Source organism: Kordiimonas laminariae, assembly GCF_023008165.1.
Taxonomy (GTDB): domain Bacteria; phylum Pseudomonadota; class Alphaproteobacteria; order Sphingomonadales; family Kordiimonadaceae; genus Kordiimonas; species Kordiimonas laminariae.
Genome location: NZ_JAKQZA010000001.1, coordinates 185,156 through 203,624, shown reverse-complemented (window position 1 = coordinate 203,624; position 18,469 = coordinate 185,156). Strand labels below are relative to the sequence as shown.

At 45.7% G+C, this 18,469-nt stretch carries 12 protein-coding genes; 8 read left to right on the top strand and 4 right to left on the bottom strand.

All coding sequences use genetic code 11. The features are described 5' to 3' along the window. The first annotated feature begins 5 nt into the window (after window positions 1–5). Both MF542_RS00890 and MF542_RS00885 read left to right on the top strand, forming a co-directional pair. Entirely contained in the window at window positions 6–1,001 is a 996-nt protein-coding gene (locus MF542_RS00890) for a glycosyltransferase family 2 protein (protein ID WP_247014972.1), read from the top strand. Then, complete coding sequence (locus tag MF542_RS00885; protein ID WP_247014970.1) at window positions 998–2,044, top strand: hypothetical protein; 1,047 nt, start codon at window positions 998–1,000, stop codon at window positions 2,042–2,044. The genes MF542_RS00890 and MF542_RS00885 overlap by 4 nt, the downstream gene beginning before the upstream one ends. Here MF542_RS00885 and MF542_RS00880 read toward each other — a convergent pair. The 4 genes from MF542_RS00880 to galE all read right to left on the bottom strand — a co-directional run bounded on the left by MF542_RS00880 (window position 2,034) and on the right by galE (window position 6,642). Then, on the bottom strand, window positions 2,034–2,618 hold the full coding sequence (locus tag MF542_RS00880; RefSeq protein WP_247014968.1) for a hypothetical protein: 585 nt from the start codon (window positions 2,616–2,618) through the stop codon (window positions 2,034–2,036). The genes MF542_RS00885 and MF542_RS00880 overlap by 11 nt on opposite strands. Continuing rightward, a complete protein-coding gene (locus tag MF542_RS00875; protein WP_247014966.1) occupies window positions 2,611–4,419 on the bottom strand; it encodes a hypothetical protein in 1,809 nt (602 codons plus the stop codon). The genes MF542_RS00880 and MF542_RS00875 overlap by 8 nt, the downstream gene beginning before the upstream one ends. Continuing rightward, on the bottom strand, window positions 4,412–5,554 hold the full coding sequence (locus MF542_RS00870) for a glycosyltransferase (protein WP_247014964.1): 1,143 nt from the start codon (window positions 5,552–5,554) through the stop codon (window positions 4,412–4,414). The genes MF542_RS00875 and MF542_RS00870 overlap by 8 nt, the downstream gene beginning before the upstream one ends. Before the next feature lie 98 nt (window positions 5,555–5,652). Then, entirely contained in the window at window positions 5,653–6,642 is a 990-nt protein-coding gene (gene galE / locus MF542_RS00865) for a UDP-glucose 4-epimerase GalE (RefSeq protein ID WP_247014962.1), read from the bottom strand. A gap of 187 nt (window positions 6,643–6,829) precedes the next feature. On the opposite strand from galE, the gene MF542_RS00860 reads away from it, so the two are divergent. The 6 genes from MF542_RS00860 to MF542_RS00835 all read left to right on the top strand — a co-directional run bounded on the left by MF542_RS00860 (window position 6,830) and on the right by MF542_RS00835 (window position 18,365). Then, a complete protein-coding gene (locus tag MF542_RS00860) occupies window positions 6,830–8,059 on the top strand; it encodes a glycosyltransferase (protein WP_247014960.1) in 1,230 nt (409 codons plus the stop codon). A 247-nt stretch (window positions 8,060–8,306) separates the two neighbouring features. Continuing rightward, complete coding sequence (locus MF542_RS00855) at window positions 8,307–10,661, top strand: calcium-binding protein (RefSeq protein WP_247014958.1); 2,355 nt, start codon at window positions 8,307–8,309, stop codon at window positions 10,659–10,661. A 277-nt stretch (window positions 10,662–10,938) separates the two neighbouring features. Then, window positions 10,939–12,771: a type I secretion system permease/ATPase gene (locus tag MF542_RS00850; RefSeq protein ID WP_247014957.1), complete on the top strand. Its 1,833-nt coding sequence runs from the start codon at window positions 10,939–10,941 to the stop codon at window positions 12,769–12,771. 1 nt (window position 12,772) lies between these two features. Next, a complete protein-coding gene (locus MF542_RS00845; protein WP_247014955.1) occupies window positions 12,773–14,140 on the top strand; it encodes an HlyD family type I secretion periplasmic adaptor subunit in 1,368 nt (455 codons plus the stop codon). Between the two features lie 66 nt (window positions 14,141–14,206). Then, complete coding sequence (locus MF542_RS00840) at window positions 14,207–16,363, top strand: DUF6212 domain-containing protein (protein ID WP_247014953.1); 2,157 nt, start codon at window positions 14,207–14,209, stop codon at window positions 16,361–16,363. 1 nt (window position 16,364) lies between these two features. Then, complete coding sequence (locus MF542_RS00835) at window positions 16,365–18,365, top strand: glycosyltransferase family A protein (protein WP_247014951.1); 2,001 nt, start codon at window positions 16,365–16,367, stop codon at window positions 18,363–18,365. Window positions 18,366–18,469: the final 104 nt, after the last annotated feature.

Here is an 18,469-nt window from a genome sequence, read left to right as displayed (position 1 = left end):
AGATTATGGCATTTAAACCTTATAGAATGTGGCGTAAATTTCGCCGCGATCCCATTGCCTATTGTATCGACAGTAAACATGCGTTCCTAAGGAAAAAAGGCGCACGTATGTTTGAAGAGCAAACCCGTCGTTTTGAGGCGGTTGGAGCTAATCACGCAGATATAATGATAACTGTGGTTATGACAGCCTATAATACCAGCCATCTGGTAGAAGGTGCTGTGCGGTCAGTGCTAGCGCAGAGCCATAAGAATTTTGAACTTATGGTTATTGATGATGCAAGCACTGACGATACGCTTGATGTTTTAAAAAAACTTGCAGATGAAGATACTCGCGTACGTGTGTTCCATTCGCCCGCAAATCATGGGACATACTGGTCAAAAAATTGGTGTTTGTCGCATGCACGCGGCAAGTTTGTTGCCTTTCATGACAGTGATGACCTTTCCGATCCTATGCGGCTTCAAACGCAGCTTGGGGCTATCTTGTCTGGGAATAAAACAGCAGTTACATGTCGTTGGCGCCGGGTAGACGGCCAAGGTAAGCCGCTCAATATTGATGGCCTTTCAGAACGCATGGCTGCTATTAGCCTTATGATCCGGCGTGAAGAAGTGCTTGAGAAGACCGGGTTCTTTGATTCTGTACGTATTTCGGCGGATACCGAGTTTATCACGCGACTAACTCAGGTATTTGGCATGAAACAAATACATCATATGCGGCAAGTTCTTTATACAGGCCTCTTGAGGGATGGATCCCTTACGACAGGTGAAAATTCTGGCTTTAGCTGGAAGACAGATAATGGTGTAAGCTTTATTCGTGAACTCTCTGGAGACCGTGCTGACTACCATAAACATTTCCACGAATGGCATGACAGCAATATTGGCAATGAGGCAGTGCTGACTGTTGAATTCCCTCAGAGTGTTCGCAAATTTCCTGCACCAGATGGGATACGCCGTAATTGTGATGATATGAACACTGATCAGGTAATTGAGGTGAGCCATTCATGATGTCAGATTTCAGCATATTGGAAACGATAGGCATAGTTGGTTTTGTGGAAACATTACCAGCTAAAGCTGCGTTTGTTGCTGATGCTGAAATTATTGATTATCTGAAGAATGAAATTCAGATGCATGAAGTTGATTTCCAGAGTATCGATGCATTGGAAATAAATAAGCTTTCTCAACGTCAGAGCATTTATGTTTTATCCCGGCGAGGCGAGCTGGGCTTAGCTCGTCAGTTGAGACGGAAACTTGGTGATAAACAAGTTAGCTCTGTGACCTATCAAGTATTGCCCAGACTTACACTAAGTTCGAAAGGGCTTGGTGTGCGGGATGATGAAAGTCCCCCCCGATTAATGGTAGTGGCACAAGGGAGCGGTTTTGAAATTTTTGCTGATCTACTGCGTGATGCAGGCTTGGCAGATTATCAGGAGCATATGAGCCCTGATGTCCATGCCTGGATAAAAACCTATGCAGACTTTTCATTTTTAAGGTTTCTGAAAAATGTTGTTGAGGCAAGAGCGGATCAGCGGCTTGATACTATTTTAGGGATGGATGTACTTTTTTCCATGTTGGAACAGAGACAAATACGCATTCGTTACAGCAAAAACCTATATAAAAAGCTTGAAGGCTCCGTTCTATATTTCGCGAATCGAGACAAGTGTCGTGAAGCTGTGGTGAATGCATGTCTTGAGACGACGCCATACAGAACACAAGGAGAGGTGCCCAAAGATGCTCGGGCTAAGGTTTTTGGTGTTAAACCAGATGTGGAAGATGCTTTTTCCCAGCTAAATCAGATATTAGAAGCTGCATTTAAACTTGAAACCCATCTGGAGTTTTTCCCTCAATTCAAGTTTGTGACTGTTTGGGATATGCAACAGAATCACGATATGGTTGTTGAAAACATAGCTTTGTTTTTAGGTGAGCATGTAAGGCGTAAAGCAAAAGTAGGAAGTGATGAATGGCTTGATCAGATTCCTGCCTTTGCAGCAGCTTTGCAGGGATTGAAAGACAGAATGGCACAGCTTATCAAGCTTAAGTCTAGCAGTTAATTTTAATTTCGCTTACAGCAAGGCTTACGAAGGCATCAATCCCTTCGGCTAATCGAGAAATACCACTTGATTGCATGCGGATAATATAAAATGGCCGATCAGGCATCTCTGGTAAGGTACCCGAGAAAGTCCAGCGATTAAAACCTCTACGCGACAAACTAAATTCAATAGGCTTGTCATCAATCCATAAAGTAGTTTCTTTTAGAAAACGTCTTTTGGTGAACCCGCACCCTTTAATGGTGAAGTCTCTTGGTTTCGTGAGATCAACTGGGAGCATGATTGTACCAAGCTTACTCATCCACCGGAAGCTGGTGCCATCCCGGCGTTTGCCCAGTTTGCTCCAGCCAGAACCTATAAATTCATCTGATTCCGCCAGAATGTGTGCTGCAATAGCTTTTTCAGGAAGAGATGATGTTGAAGCTACTGGGTGATACGTTTCCAATTCTTTTTCAAACCGATTTCTTTGAACAGTAAGAAGGGCGTCCACAAAATCTGCCGCAGCTTTTGGGAAACGTGCTTCGGGTGATTTGAAGGAAAGAATATTTGTTCCAGCTATGTTGGTTTTTTCATTCATGATCCAACCATTCCAAATTCAAGGGGTAGTCTGCAAGTGATTTAGTTAAAATTTCACTACAGCTTTCCTGGTTTTTTGCATTGTTTTCTATTGAGAGCGTGAAAAATAACACTCCGGTAGAATCTGTTTCTAAACGTAAGGGTGTTTTTTGAGTGAGCCTATGTGTGGCAGTGGAAGTTGATATTGTTAGGCGTCCCGTCGAATTGAGGGATAGTTGGTAGATGCCTGGCAAACCCAAAATGAAGACACACGAAACTACGTCGCGTATAGGGTCCCGCTGCCAAAGTAATCCGGAAAGAGGTTCATATCCGCTGACGTTATCTTCTTTTATGGCAGAAGGGAATAATACCGATATGCTGCTTCTAGCCTTAGTCAGGTGATGGCTCACATGTCCGTTTGCGGATTCAGCATCTTGCACCACCGGGCCAAATGAAATTGCTTTATCAGCATGTTTGAGTTCGGCTAAAATCTTTGAAACTGTATGGTGGTTTTGTGAAGAAGAGGTCGAGATGATAGGCGCCTCATACCCCATTTGTGAAAGCAATATCGGCAGGGGAGAGGCACTATATAATTGCAATGTTTTACATAGATCTTCTGTGGCAAACTTTGGGCTATTTACGATATCTAGCTCAGGAAATGCATTCGATAAAATGGCCTTAGGTGGTACGGCTCCAATCAGAGCAACTTGTTCGTTGACCGATAGGATAGAATGCGATTCTTTGATTGGTGCAATTGGTTCTGTTTGCTGATTAGGTTTTATCTCAAGAGCTATGTCTGAGCGTTTAAGGATTCGGTTGACACAAGACGTGAAATTCAGACCTTTGATAGATTTCGCAAGGTGTTTGTTATAGTCGCGAAGCCAGTTGTGAATTTCAGGCTTGGCTATAATAGCGCCGAGTGCAGCGGTAAGGTGCTGCGCCGCAGATGCGTGAGGCATATTGAACGACGGTGCGGCGATATATCGTGCCCATCTTTGGCCTGATGTTATCAAAGGTTTTCCGCTGAGAAGTGCTATTGGCAGGTAAGCGGGTGCATCACGATCGTGTTCGGAAATGAAAACAATATCAGAACTGTATATATATTCGGATACATTCGTATCAGAACCGTGAACAATCTGGCATTCGGTATGATGACCAAGTTCATTCAGATTTTTGATTGCGGCTTCGGCGCCTTCTTTCGGGCCAATCACAAGTACTGAGGTTACCCCCCTGTCTTTTGGTGATGGCATGCTTGATGCAGCAATCGAATCGTAAAAGCATGTGGGTAAGCCAGGTGCAAACTCAGGCAGTGATAACCGATGCTGGTAAATGTTTGGGAATATAAGCTCAAGCGGCACTTCATCAGCGATTGCAGATGATTCCCTTCCTTGTCTCAGGAGAGCTTGGGCTATTATCTCTGCCTGATCGCCAAAACACTGATGAAGCCACTTGGTATAGGTAAAAGGCCACCCAGTTTTCGTTTTTAGATGCGAGATAAAAAGTCGGTAAAGCGATTTCGTTGGAACCAGTATTTCGCCGGGGAATTGTTCATATAATTTCAAGGTATCGAGGCTTTGTGCGCTATCCCCAATAATAAACAACCTTGCTGCCGTCTGTTCTGGCTTAGTTAGCTGGGATAGGTCCCGGTGTCGTTTAACTGTGATTTTTGCAGGAACCGGTAGAGGCACGGGAGCATGATCTGCAATAACAATTGTTACATCTGCGTACTGGCTCATAAATAGCGCAGTCTGAGCGGTGTACCCCGCTGCCACCGTGCTGATAGGAGCCAATTCCCCAAATATAAAAAGACGAGGCTTAGCCATGTTTGGCCTCATCGTATATCCTGTCTTGAGGGAATAGATCATCAAGTGTATCAAGCTGCGCTTTTTGATAGGCGCTGAAGACTTCCTGACTGGCAGTTGCTAAGGCCGATGTTTCGTCAGGCGAGCCATCCAATGCTTTAAGTGACTGCACTAAAGCATTAACATCAGCATGTTGGTGCAGATTGTAAGGGCTGGGAATGCCGATCATGGCATCATGGGTTGCAAGAAGAGGCTTGCCATATGCCAGTGCTTCCACTGATTTAATTTTGAGCCCTGTGCCGCCCAGGTTAGGGTTTAGTATGATATCCATTTCCGCATAAAAGCTCTCAGCACTTTCAACAAAGCCGTGTTTGGTGAAGGGGATGTCTTCCGCTACGCTACTGCTGCATATGGCGCCGGCTAGTTCGAACGTGAACCGGTCGTGAAGTGCTGGCTCTTTGCTCAATTCTTTCACAAGTTCGCTGAGCGCATGCTGGTTAATTGGGTTGTTGCTGGCAAGATAGCCAACTTTCAGCTTTTTTCTTGGTGTTGTTGGTTTGGGTAGATAGTTTGCAGGTACATAATGGCCCAGTGTGCGTACCGACGTTTTCGATAGTTTTTCAAAAAAGCTTGCTTCTGCAGATTGTATGGCAAGCACACAGTCAGCCCGTTTCAGTGCCTTGGCTTCTTCTCGTTTTGTAGTGTTGTACCAGCTGGGCTGCATACCATCTGCTTTCAGCCTTTTATGTCTATCGGCAAACATATCGTGAGTATCCAGATATTTAGGGATACCCGTTGGTACATCTTCAAGCCAACGGCTGAACCATACATAATTGGCCAGGCAGTAATCAATTTTCCAGGTCTTTAGGATGCGGGCTGTTATTTCGCTTACTTCAGGCACATACCAATCATCAATCAGATGATGTTTACGTCTGGATTGTTTACGTACACCTCTTTGAGGGCGAACAATATACACATGTTCCCAACAATTACGCATGGCCAGCTCTTGTTCCTGACTAAGGCCTTCAAGGCCACCATAGACAAAATGGATGCTGTAGCCGCGCTCCTGTAGTGTTCGGCAGAGGCTGAAAACACGCGCACGGTTCCCATGGTTCTGGGGATGCGACGGAATCGGCGATGTAACAAGAATCTGCATTCTATGTAACTTTCAGGCCCTGTGCATTGAGGTAGAGGTCATTAAATCCTCTGGTCACGATAGACCGGGAATTCAATTATGCCAACTGTTGCTTATGGTTACCGGTTTTTTAAGAAAGCCCATGCATGTTGAATCATCTCTTCAAGCTCGGGATATTCCGGTTGCCACTTAAGTATTTTGTTGGCTTTGTCAGCATTTGCTACCAGAAAAGCTGGATCACCAGGGCGGCGTTCCTCTTCGATAGCGTCGAAGTTCACCCCTGTTACACACCTCGCTGTTTCAATGACTTCACGCACAGAGAACCCCTGACCGGTACCCAGATTGAAAGCATCATAAAATCCATTCTTTTCTTCTACATTATCGAAAAGATAACTAAGTGCTTTTACATGTGCGTTTGCCAGGTCGCTTACATGAATGTAATCCCGAATGCAGGTGCCGTCCGGTGTAGGATAATCTGTACCAAACATCTTGATATTTTTACGTTTTCCGCTGGCGGCCTGCAGCACCAATGGGATGAGATGGGTTTCTGGCTCATGTAGTTCGCCAATGCGGCTTTCAGGGTCACATCCTGCGGCATTGAAATAACGAAGAGCAATAGATTTAAAATTGCTGGATGCCGCTATGTCTCTGAGCATACATTCCACAGCCCATTTGGTTTGACCATATGGATTGATGGGGAGTTTGGGTAAAGTTTCCACCAGTGCGTTATCGTTTTCCGGCTGGCCATAAACTGCAGCCGTTGAGGAAAACACGATTCGTTCCACTTTATGTCTTTGCATGGCTTGTAGCAGGTTAAGGGCTCCTGCCGTATTGTTGTCGTAGAAGGGAAGGGGGTTTACCACACTTTCGCCAGCTTCGATAAATGCCGCGAAGTGGATAACAGCATCAATTTCATACGTGTTGAAAATAGTATCAAGTAAAGCGGTATCTCTAATGTCACCGTCAATAATTTCGCCGTGTAGAACGCTTTCCTTATGGCCGTTTGAAAAGTTATCAAGAATAATGCTTTTGTAGCCATGTCGGTGAAGAGCCGCAACTGTATGGCTGCCTATAAAGCCTGCGCCGCCCGGAACCAAAATTGTTTTCATTGGTAAATGTCTCGTTGAGAAAACTTTTAATGTTTATCGCTTTTAGCCTCTGTGAACCGCATTGGGAAGCAGGCTTTTGGTTTTGTCTATTAATAAGGAAGTTGCAGTTAGGGATAATCTTCTGTAACTCCATAAGTTGATTTTATAGAGCGCTTTATGACGAAGAGTAAATTGGGGTATCTGATAGATGCGTATTTTGTTTGTTCACAATAATTTTCCGGGTCAGTATCGGCGTCTGCTGAAATATATTGAAGATAACCCGAAACTTGGTGTTGAGGTGAATGTTGCAACGCTCAAGAAAAATGAACAAAAATATAAAGCAAAGCGCGTTTTTAAGTTTCAGCCTCATAGAGACGCAACAAAAGGGATACACCCTTCTTTGGTCTCAACAGAACGAGCGGTGCTTCAGGGACAGGCGCTTTACGGCACTCTTCTGAAGAGCAAAGACAAATCTTTCAAGCCTGATCTAATCATGTCTCATTCGGGATGGGGGTCGAACATGTTTTTGAAAGATATGTTCCCCGAAGCGAAGCTGCTCACTTACTTTGAATGGTATTATCATGCACGCGGCGGGGATGCTGAGTTCCTTAGCGGTGAAAAAAATGATGCGAATGATGCCATGCGGATTCGGATGAAGAATACGCCAATCCTGCAAGATCTTGCTGCGATGGATCATGGACAGTGCCCCACTAATTTCCAGCACGGTCGTCTGCCTGAAATATTTCGGCCGAATGTAAGTGTTTTGCACGACGGTGTCGATACAGAATTCTTCCAGCCAAATCCGAAGGTGAAAGTTAAAGTTGGCGAACATGTTTTTTCAGCCGAAGACGAGGTTATCACTTATGTAGCTCGCGGTATGGAAGAATACCGGGGTTTTCCTGAATTCATGCGGATGGTGAATATTCTTCAGAAACGACGCCCCAATTTGCAGGTAGTGATTCTTGGTAATGATCGGGTGGCATATGGTGCCAAGCGGCAAGATGGTAAAACCTGGAAAGAGGCTATGCTTGAGGAATTAACTGACCTCGATCAAAGTCGTGTGCATTTCATGGGATTGCAACCGCTACCGGTGCTGCGTGGGCTGCTTCAAATTACACGGGCGCATGTGTATTTAACTGTACCATTTGTTCTATCTTGGTCGATGCTGGAAGCGATGGCGACGGGCACACTGGTTGTCGGATCAGATACCGAGCCAGTAAGGGAATTGATCAGGGATGGAGAAAATGGTGTTTTGGTGCCATTTTTTGATATTGAAAAGCAGGCAGATACCATTTGTCATATTTTGGACAATAAAGCGGATTATGAACCACTGAAACAAAAAGCAAGAGAGACAATCCTTAATAAATATGCAGTTAAGGATTTACTGCCTCAATATTGGCAGTTGATTGAATCTGTTGCAAATGGGTCACAGATTTAGCCTTAGGGCTGATTTTGTTTGGTGTAACAGCATCCTAGTGTTGAAAATATTTTTGTAGGATGCTGTTGTACTGTTTGGAAATGGAATGGACGTAAAAATTTATTTTCTTTGTGCATATTCGAAACTATTTCAATTATGCAGTTGACATTATTGGCATTCTCTAGGTAGAGAGTGTCAGTAGGGGGCTATAAGACCTAACGTCCGTGCCTCGTATTTAATACATAGTTGCTTTTTCAGGAGGAAAGCTATGGCTAATGAAAGATTTGGTACTCCACAGGCGGATACCATCCTCGGTACAGGCGCTGATGACCTATATCGTGGTGCTGGTGGAGATGACGTTCTAACAGGTGGTGACGGCGCTGACTCACTTTTCGGTGAGGCTGGTGATGATTCACTTCTTGGTGGTGACGGTAACGACGAGCTATCCGGTGGTGCAGGTCTAGACACTGTTACTGGTGGTAACGGTGATGACGTTATTACTGGTGATGACGGCAATGACTCACTTCTTGGTGATGCAGGTAACGATAACATCTCTGGTGGTAACGACGATGATACTATCGACGGTGGCGAGGGTGACGACACTCTAGCCGGCGGTGACGGTGAAGATGTAATCGACGGTGGTAATGGCGACGATAACATTACTGGTGGTAACGACGATGATACTATCGACGGTGGCGCAGGTAACGATGATATCGCTGGTGGTGCTGGTGATGACTCAATCGAAGCTGGTGCTGGTACAGATACTGTAACTATCGATGGCGAGTTTGATGATACAAACGTTGCGGGCTCAAGCTTCACAGCTGCTACAGCGACATTCGATGTTGAAGGTACAGACACAATCCTTAACGCTGAAACGATCGTTCTGGATAACGTAACGCTTACAGCTGGTCAGGATCAGACATTCTCATTCTCTGAAGATGCTTCTGTTGCAGACGCAGATGGTACAGCAAACGATGATATCGATATCACTGGTAACCTAGTTGATTTTGCTGGTGCTGGTGGTACTTTCGCTGCTAACACAGGTACTACTTTCACAATTGTATCTGTGAACGGTACAGCTGTTACAGCTGCTGCTCAGTCAGTTTCAGTTGATGATGAAGGTTCTACGATCACAGTAAACGATCTTACTTTCGTAACTGGTACACCTGAGAATAACCTAACATACGTTCCTGGTGCTGCACTTGGTCTAAGCGCTGCATTCGGTGATCGTGGTACAGTTGATGTTGTTGTTCGCGATGGTAGCGACAACGAATTCACAATCACACTGAACCTTGAAGTTACACACTCTGGTACGTACACAGCTCTATCTGCTGGTTCTACACTGGTTGGTGGTGAAACAGCCGAAACATTCAACGGTTCTGCTAACGATGACCGTATCCTGGGTAACGGCGGTAACGATGTTGTAACTGCTGGTGCTGGTAACGATACAGTTAACGGTGGTAACGGTGATGACCAAGCTGACCTAGGCGACGGCAATGACCAATTCTTTGCTGGTCCAGACGATGCTGGTAACGATGAAGTAACCGGTGGCGCTGGTAACGATGAAGCTTACGGTGGTGCTGGTAACGATACGATTGCTGGTGGTGCTGGCGCTGATACACTTGGCGGTGGCGACGGTGATGACTCACTAGTAGCTGGTGATGATGCTTCAACAAACGCTGCAACAGACGCTAATGACATTATCTGGGCAGGTGCTGGCGACGATACACTAATCGGTGCTGGTGGTGCAGACATTCTTGGCGGTGGTATCGGTGACGATAGCATTCAGGGCCAAGGTGGTAACGACACTGTGTTTGCTAACAACGGCGACGACAGAATCGAAGTTGGTGCTGGTGATGACCTTGTATTCGGTGGTAACAACACTGATGTAGTTGACGGTGGCGCAGGTAACGATGAGCTCTTCGGTGGTGCTGGCGACGATAGCGTTGTTGGCGGCGACGGTTTTGACACTATCTACGGTGGCGCTGGTGCTGACGACCTTGAAGGTGGCGCTAACGACGACGTAATCCGCGGTGGTACTGGTAACGATAACATCGAAGGTGACGACGGTGATGATCGTCTACTAGGTCAAGATGGTCACGATGTAATCAACGGCGGTGACGGCGATGATGAAATCGAAGGCGGCGCTGGTAACGATGATATCGACGGTGGCGACGGTAACAACGACATCGAAGGTGGCGACGGTAACGACGACATCACAGCTGGTACAGGCAACGATACAATCGACGGCGGCGACGGCAACGATACAATCGACTCTGGTGCTGGTAACGATGTGATCGACGGTGGTGCAGGTGATGACGAATTCACTCTAGCTGGCGAAACTGGTAACGATACGATTACTGGTGGCGAAGGCGACGATGAGTTCGATTACTCAGGTGCTACAACAGCTGATGTTGGTGACGATGTAATCACTGACTTCAACGTAGACGAAGATACAATCGACGTAACTGGCCAGGTAACTGGTGGTGTTCAGCTTTCAGACTTCGCTGCTGAAACTACACAAGACGGCGTATCTGGTGTACTTATCACTCTTGACGCTGGCGACAGCATCTTCGTTCAAGGTGTGACACTGGGTGACCTTGCTCCGGCAGTTACATTCTAATCACCGATTAGATTAAAGAATTGATTGAGGGAGGCCTTTTGGTCTCCCTTTTTCTTTGGAAGAATGAAGTTTCTCTAGACACTTTCCCCAAATTCCACCCAAATTACTAAAACGCCAGTATGAGTAGGGTATTCGGTATCGACACCTATTATACCGTGTGATACCAATCACTTTAATTTGGGCAAGAACAGGCTGATAAACGGCTGTTCATTTTGCAGACATAATTAAAAGATATATAGTGTCGCTCACCAATCTTTGTGGGGAAAAGTATTAAGTTATGGCGTTAATTGATGATTATAGGGAAGAAGAACAGGCAATCCGTCGCTCGTTCAAAGTGATTTCCTTCTATTCCATTATTGCAGCGATCTGTATGTTGGGTATGCCGATCTTTATGTTTCAGGTTTATGATAGAATCCTGAGATCTGGCAGTGTACCTACTTTGATGGTTATGCTTGCTTTCGCAATTTTCATCCTCATCTGTTATGGCTACTTTGATAGTGTGCGTCAGCGTCTTCTTGCAAAAAGTGCAGTGCGTCTTGAATCCAAGGTTGCTGGCTTTTTATTCGCAGGTGAACTCTCACGTCAAAGTGGCTCAAATACGCAGAGCCTTCGTGATTTAATGGTGATCCGCCAGACGCTAACTTCGCCGGCGATGTCAGCCATTTTTGATCTACCATTGCTACCGCTCTTTACCCTTATTATTTTCCTCATCCATTGGGGGTTGGGTTTTGTGGTACTTGCGGGTGCGGCGATTATCATGGGAGTTGGTGTTTGGGGTGACAGAGCCACAGGCCACGCCAACCATGAATATAATATGGCGGCTATGAAATCGAACCGGAATATGGAAGGTTATATGACCTCTCAGGAGTTAATCCGTTCGCAAGGTTTGTACAAAGAGGCAGTAACTGATTGGGGTGCAACACACGGTATAGCTCTTTCTCGCTATGTAGATAGTAATAACACATTAGCAAAATTCTCTGGCGCGACGAAAGCTGTGCGTCAGATAGTTCAGGTTCTGATGATTGCAGCCGGCGCCCTTCTTGTACTTCTTGATCTAGCTACAGCGGGTGTGATTTTTGCCTCCGCGATGATTGGTGGTAGAGCGCTTCAACCGATTGAAGCGATTATCAGTAGCTGGCGTACGCTGGTGCAGGCAAAAGAGGCGCGCGCGAGACTAATGCAACGGCTGGAAGATATGGACCTTCCAGTAGACCGCACACCGCTGCCGCGGCCTGAGGGTACTATTGGTTTAGACCGCGTGGTGTTTGTGCCGCGCCCTGGTATGCAGCCCATCATTAGAGGTGTTCAAGGTACAATTCGCGCTGGTGATAGCGTTGCAATGATTGGCCCTTCTGGTGCAGGTAAGTCCACATTGGCTAGGTTGATCGTAGGTTATTTAAAACCGAGTAGTGGTGTTATTTCACTAGACGGTCAGGATCTACATGTATGGGATCCAACGGCTCGCGGTTTGCACATTGGCTATATGCCGCAGCAGGTAACTTTCTTTGATGCGACAGTACGTGAAAACATCGCGCGGCTCCGTAAAGATGATCCACCAGAAATGGCGATTGATGCAGCGAAACGTGCTGGCGTACATGAGCTGCTTCTGAAGCTGCCGCAAGGATATGATACCAAAATTTCCGCTAATGAATTTATGCCATCCGGCGGGCAGGCACAGCTCATTGCTCTTGCTCGTGCGTTTTATGCTAATCCGGCAGTTCTCGTGCTTGATGAGCCAAATGCTGCACTGGATAAGCAGGGAGAGGAAATCTTCCACCGGGCTCTTGCTCAGGCCAAAAAAGATAAAGTTACGACAATTGTTGTTACACAACGACCGAGCGTGCTGAAGCATGTTGATAAGGTTATGCTCCTTCAGGATGGTGTTGTGAAAGACTTTGGCGACAAAGAAAAGGTTATGAACAGCGGTGCTGTGACAACGCGCAAGTCTGCACCAAACCCGGCAAATAAAATCGCCGCTGCAAAAACAGAACAATCAGCCAAACCAACGGCTGCGCAGCAGCAGGCTGCCGTAGAGGCTGCAAAGGCTGCTGCAGCAGCAAAAACGGCCACAACTGATACGCCCCAATCAGCAGAGAAGAAGGAGGCTTAATATGTCAAATGAACTTATTACACGCCCTTCTTCTGAACTGGCACAGATCAACACACGTTTTGAAACAAGAGATCTGGAGAGTTGGACCAAAAATCTTGATACAGATAAAAAACCAATTCTGCGTAATGCATTAATTGTTTTTGTTGCTGTATTTGTATTTGGTGGCATTTGGTCTGCAGTTGCTCCTTTAGGGGGAGCAATTTCAGCAACAGGTCGAGTTGTAGCAGCAGATAAGAACCGTATTATTCAGCATTTAGAAGGTGGTATTCTCAAGGACCTTTATGTACGTGAAGGTGATAAGGTTGAGAAAGGCCAGGTTCTCGCCAAGCTTGATGAAAGTCTGATTGAAGCACAATTAAAAGCAGCTAAGCTGACCCGTGCTACACTACGTATCCAGCTTGCGCGTTACCGTGCTGAGGTTGGCGAACAAGATAAGATACAGTTCCCCACAAACCTTGATCCGGCTGTTGCTAACCATCCTCGGGTGCTGGAGGCCATTGTTAGCCAGCAAGAAGAATTCCAATCTCAAAAACGTATTCAGGCGGCGACTATTGATATCCTCAATACCCGAATTGAAGGTGAGAAGATTCAGATGGAAGGCACGGAGCAGGTTTTTAAAGCCATGCAGCGACAGCACGCTCTATACAAAAAAGAGCTGGTTGATTTTCGTGACTTACTTGCCCAAGGCCTTATTCAGCGTACACGTGTTTATGCAACTGAACGTGCTGTTGTAGAGCTTGAGGCTAATATGCAGAATTCAGGCCTTTCAATTCAGGAAGCCAAGCATAATATCACTAACCTGGAAGCTGAAAAGAAACAGGCACGGTTGACAGCTGTAACAAATGCTAATGCGGAGCTGATCAACGCACAACAGAATCTGAGCCGGGTTGAGGCGCAAGCAGATCGGTTTGCGAACATGATGGAGCGAACTGATATTCGCTCGCCAGTAAATGGCACGGTGTTTCGTCTTAGCACAACATCAATTGGTGCTGTGCTAAGGCCGGGCGATGCGTTGATGGAAGTATTCCCGGATGAGGATCAGTTGACTATTGAGGTCAAGCTAGAGGTGTCTGATATCAATAAGGTTTATCTAGATCAGGATATTGATGTAGTATTCCCCGGTAACCGTTTGAAAGCGCTAACCCCTATACCTGGAAAGCTTACGTATATTTCTCGTGATGCAGTCGTGAACGAAGGCAACCCTACGGGCGCTTATATTCTGCGAGCATCAATTAATCCAGGAGAGGAAACGGAAGATTTAGTACCAGGTAATATGGCGGAGGTTTATATTAAAACCACCCCAACGACTTTCCTTGAAATCCTGGCAGGCCCGATTACGCGTTTTGGTTTGAAAGTGTTTAACGAGTAAATGATGCTGAGCCCTGGCAATTTGTTGCCGGGCGCTCTGATGACTATTTAAAAGGGGGCATCTCATTTGTTTACCTTCCGTGTAACACGTGAAGCGCTATCTTCATTTTATGCTGCGCCGGTTAGTTTACTTGTTAGCGCTGACCTGTTCGCGAACCTGAAATCTGTTTTCCCAAAAGACCTAACCGTTTTTTGTCTGGATGCTAATGGAAGAATTTCTTCCAAAGGATCCCGAAATGCGAAAACTACCTTCCAGTTAAGTGGTATGCCTACAGGAATGGTAGGGGTTGTTACATCTCCGAAACACCGGGCTTTAGGGGAAGAGGTATGCCGATTTGCGACATACCATGGTGCAGGTAAACCTTTGCATGGAGTGATTACCAGAAACCCTGTTAATGCTTTGCTGCCTGGCTTGGATAGCGCGAAGGTGCAGTTTACCAAATTTATTAACGGCCTTATGGCAAAAAACCTTGGTGATCTGAGAACAATCCTTGGCCAGAAAGAACAGCAGCTAGTTCATTTCAGACGCAGGAATGAACAACTTTGGCTAGGTGGTGAAAAAGCGCGCCGGATGATCGCAGGCATTGGATTCAGTTCCCGCAGTGTATCTTTTGAACTGTTGCCGAGTGAAGAATCTATAAAGCTGGATTCTTTGCCTGATAATAAATATTCACAGGTACTGCCAACAGATTTAGCAGGCTTTGCTGGATTATCTTTATATGTGAAGAATATTCCAGATGTTGAAGGACAATTTGTTGTAGCGGTCACCCGTAGCGCTGATAACGCAATGGTGGGTAACGTATCGGTTCCTTTCCATTCTTTGAAGGAAGGTTGGAATGATTTCAGCATGTCATACGCTATTCCTCTAACCTTTGGAAATGGCGTAATTACTGTCTCATCCAACTCCCGTGTAGCGCCGGAGATCATGCTAGCAGAAGGAGCTGTTGACCGTTTTGGGATTGACCATAGCTCAATTGCTTTGAGAGTTTACAAAGGGCTAGAAGACCCTTCAGCGGCTACTGGTGAAAATAAAGATTTGAACGAAGAAGTAGCCCGTTTTACTGCTAAATGTGGCCCAATGCTGGAGTTTGCGAAGTTTTCCACTGGCGATACAGCAGAAGCGGATTGTGCAGGAAAGATTGATGGGCCTCTTTATAGAGCGGACCTTAAAGAAGGTTGGCTGGCTGCACAGCTTGTTCAAAAGAAACTGGTCGGGCTTACGGTTCCTAAAAGGATACAAAAACATGTAAGCGGCGTTAGCTTGAGTTTAAGCCGCGTAAAAGCGGGAGATACTCCTGTTCTTGTGGCCGTTGTTGTTAGTTCTTCTCTTAGAACGCCAGAGGCAGTGCATGACTTTTTTGAAAGCTTAGGCAGTGAGCGTTCTATGTCGGGGCGTGAAGAAGGTACTGTCTGGTCAGCTCTAGTGATGTCTTCAAACGATTCAGCCGAGCTTTCAGTGCGTATTCGAGACAGCTTGTCCGAGACCGCAGATTTATTGCTGCTCGCAAAACCACTAGGCGATAGTAACCATCTTGGACGTCTCCGCTGGCATCAACTTACCACAGAGGTGAAGCTTAGCCCCGCTGATGTTATTCGTGAAATACCTGCTGAACAAAAATTAATGAGTGAAAATAGTAAGTTGCAGGTGCGTGCTTCCCGTTTTTCAGAAATTTTAGGGCAGGTGGAGTTCTATAATGGTTTAAACAAGCAGCAGGAACTTACTGACAAATATGGCTTCTCTCCGCTTATGGTTAGTGAAGGTACTGGAGCAATGCAGACCCACCCATTGTCGGAGGAGTTGTCAGCCACTGTTATGTCTGGAGGGGCAGTTGTTGGGGCTCGGCGTATTATGGCCGAAATTGGCACAGGCCATGAAAGTGCGCCTAACTTCACCTATATAATGATGGTTCTACCAACCGATGTTCAGAACCGCCGGGAAGTTATTGAGGAAATAGCAGAAAAAGTGAGAGACGGTGTTCACAATAGTAGTGAACCTGAAAGCGGAGTATTCTGGTCTTCTCTTACTGTGAAACCTATGTGCCGCTGCACTTTATCTATAGGTTTTGGCGCCCCTCGTGTGGAAGCAGGGGATGTTGTATTCGCAGTTATTTCATTGGATGGTAATATCAGTTTTGGGTGGTGTAACTGGTATCTTTTTGCCAACATTACTGAAGGTTATGAGCATCCAGTGAATATTTTGAGCGCACCAGAGGATAGCGATTAATATGGATGCGAAACCACCCATCGGTGTTGTTATTCCTGGATACGGGCATCCGCAGTTTTTAGCTGAGGCTATCATAAGTGCGTGTGAGCAAGACACTGACCGGGAAATCCATGTTGTTGTTGTTGATGACGGCTGTAAGTTCCCTGAAACGCGAGCGACAGTTGCCAATTTATTACCAGTTTATAACGGAAAACTACATTACGTCAGGCAGAAAAATACGCGACTGCCAGGTGCCAGAAACACCGGTATTCGATTTCTTCTGAATTTGTTGCCAGATCTGGATGCGATTTACTTTTTGGATGCAGATAACCGTATTTCTCCATACAGCATCGAAGCTTATCGGAAAACTATTGGGGATGATCCGGAAGTTGGCTGGGCGTACCCGGATATTTCTTTCTTCGGCTTAACACACGGCGAAAACGGTTTTGATACAAGAGAGACCGCCCCAGATTATAGCCTTCTCAAACATTTGATTGGGAACATATCGGAAGCTGGCTCAATGGTGCGAGCAGAGGTTTTCAGAAAAGGGGTGATGTACGACGAAACCATGATCTTCGGGTATGAAGACTGGGATTTTTGGTTATATGCTCTTGAGGCCGGCTTTAAAGGGCGCAGATGTGAAAATTCAGGCTTCCTGTATCGCCGTAGACCTGAGAGTATGCTGGCTGATAGCACCCGTATGGGGGATGAGCTGGTTTCGCGCATGCGCAGAACTCATAAAAAGCTTTTTAATCCTCAGCATGTTATGATGCTTGAGCATAGAGAAGCACCATATTTCGCTTTGTGTTTAAGCGATGCGAAAGATACGATATTATTATTCAGCGACCCTGCGATCGATCCAGAGAAAATTAGTTTCAAAGAGTTTAAAACTCGATTTCATCAATGGAATAATTCGCCACGTGAGTTTTTCTTTCCGCCGTTGCTTCTCTTTATGGAACAGAAGGCCTGGACAGCTCTTCAAGATAACCGAAAACTACTAAGGTGGTTGTTTTGGCAGCTCCGGGAAAAACCTGTTGAAAAACTATACCTGAGTCTTCGTCAGAATAACCACTCAGGTTTGTATCTTCATAGTGGTGAAGTTGGAGTAGATGCAGAATTTGCGATTTCGATCACTTCTATGGCTCATATTCGCGCCAAAATTATGGCGACATCAGAAACCGCTGAAGACTATCAGGAACCAAAGTTACATCACGGACTGATGGGATTGCTATATGCTGATGAAATAGAACACCGGTCGCCAACGTATTTTGACTGTCTGGAGCAAGAATTTATTAAAGAGTTGTCGCCGGCTCCCAAATATATTCTACATCAGAATCGGGCGTATGCGGGACCAGCTACTGGGCGTATCCGGAATGATTTGATCCGAGAAGTTTGCGCGTTGGAAGACCGACAGCCATTTCCTGCATGTGAACAAATTGAACGTACCCTCGTTGCGGTAAAGAGCGAATTCCTGCTTACAGATTCTATCCGATACCGTGTTGTTCAGCTACTTAATCAACTGAAACAGGAAAACCATGAGACAGTGTTACTTATTGAACATGCGTCGGGCTGTGATTTACTGGCTTGTAGATATGATGAATGGGAGCATTTGGTTGGGACTGTCGTCCCCTATCAGATAGGTGATAAAAGCGGTATCTATAAAATGTATCTGGGACGGGGAATTTCTGCGGAGTTAGCTTTTGGTACACCAGAGGATACAGCGCTGTTTGCTCGGCAGTGCACTAGAGTTATTGGATGCGGGGCTGTTGCAATGCTGGAAGCATTTGGCGAAGCTCGACTGCATGGTGCACCAGGGTATGTACTTCTGGAAAAAGAATTTGCTGTAGCAGAAACCAAGAACACAACTCAGCTTGGAAAATTACTCGCCTACGAGCATGCTATCGTAAATATTGCAACGGATGAGGACGCTTACAGCGTTGCATTGACAGCTGAAGGCTTTCCGCCCTCCAAGTTTATCAAAAAAGATGATTTTTATAGGAGTATACTTAAGCACGCTGGTTAAGCAGCGTTTGTATTAAGTACCCTAAGAACTATTGGTAGATATTTTGAAACAAGACCCAAAAATTTTCTGTCTTATCCCTGATATGCCCGATCCAGCGGAAGTGG

What these genes read in the sequence shown, in the direction of transcription:
- MF542_RS00890 (WP_247014972.1), top strand. Translation starts at nt 6, where the DNA reads ATGGCATTTAAACCTTATAGAATGTGGCGTAAATTTCGCCGCGATCCC.
- MF542_RS00885 (WP_247014970.1), top strand. Translation starts at nt 998, where the DNA reads ATGATGTCAGATTTCAGCATATTGGAAACGATAGGCATAGTTGGTTTT.
- MF542_RS00880 (WP_247014968.1), bottom strand. Translation starts at nt 2,618, where the DNA reads ATGAATGAAAAAACCAACATAGCTGGAACAAATATTCTTTCCTTCAAA.
- MF542_RS00875 (WP_247014966.1), bottom strand. Translation starts at nt 4,419, where the DNA reads ATGGCTAAGCCTCGTCTTTTTATATTTGGGGAATTGGCTCCTATCAGC.
- MF542_RS00870 (WP_247014964.1), bottom strand. Translation starts at nt 5,554, where the DNA reads ATGCAGATTCTTGTTACATCGCCGATTCCGTCGCATCCCCAGAACCAT.
- galE (WP_247014962.1), bottom strand. Translation starts at nt 6,642, where the DNA reads ATGAAAACAATTTTGGTTCCGGGCGGCGCAGGCTTTATAGGCAGCCAT.
- MF542_RS00860 (WP_247014960.1), top strand. Translation starts at nt 6,830, where the DNA reads ATGCGTATTTTGTTTGTTCACAATAATTTTCCGGGTCAGTATCGGCGT.
- MF542_RS00855 (WP_247014958.1), top strand. Translation starts at nt 8,307, where the DNA reads ATGGCTAATGAAAGATTTGGTACTCCACAGGCGGATACCATCCTCGGT.
- MF542_RS00850 (WP_247014957.1), top strand. Translation starts at nt 10,939, where the DNA reads ATGGCGTTAATTGATGATTATAGGGAAGAAGAACAGGCAATCCGTCGC.
- MF542_RS00845 (WP_247014955.1), top strand. Translation starts at nt 12,773, where the DNA reads ATGTCAAATGAACTTATTACACGCCCTTCTTCTGAACTGGCACAGATC.
- MF542_RS00835 (WP_247014951.1), top strand. Translation starts at nt 16,365, where the DNA reads ATGGATGCGAAACCACCCATCGGTGTTGTTATTCCTGGATACGGGCAT.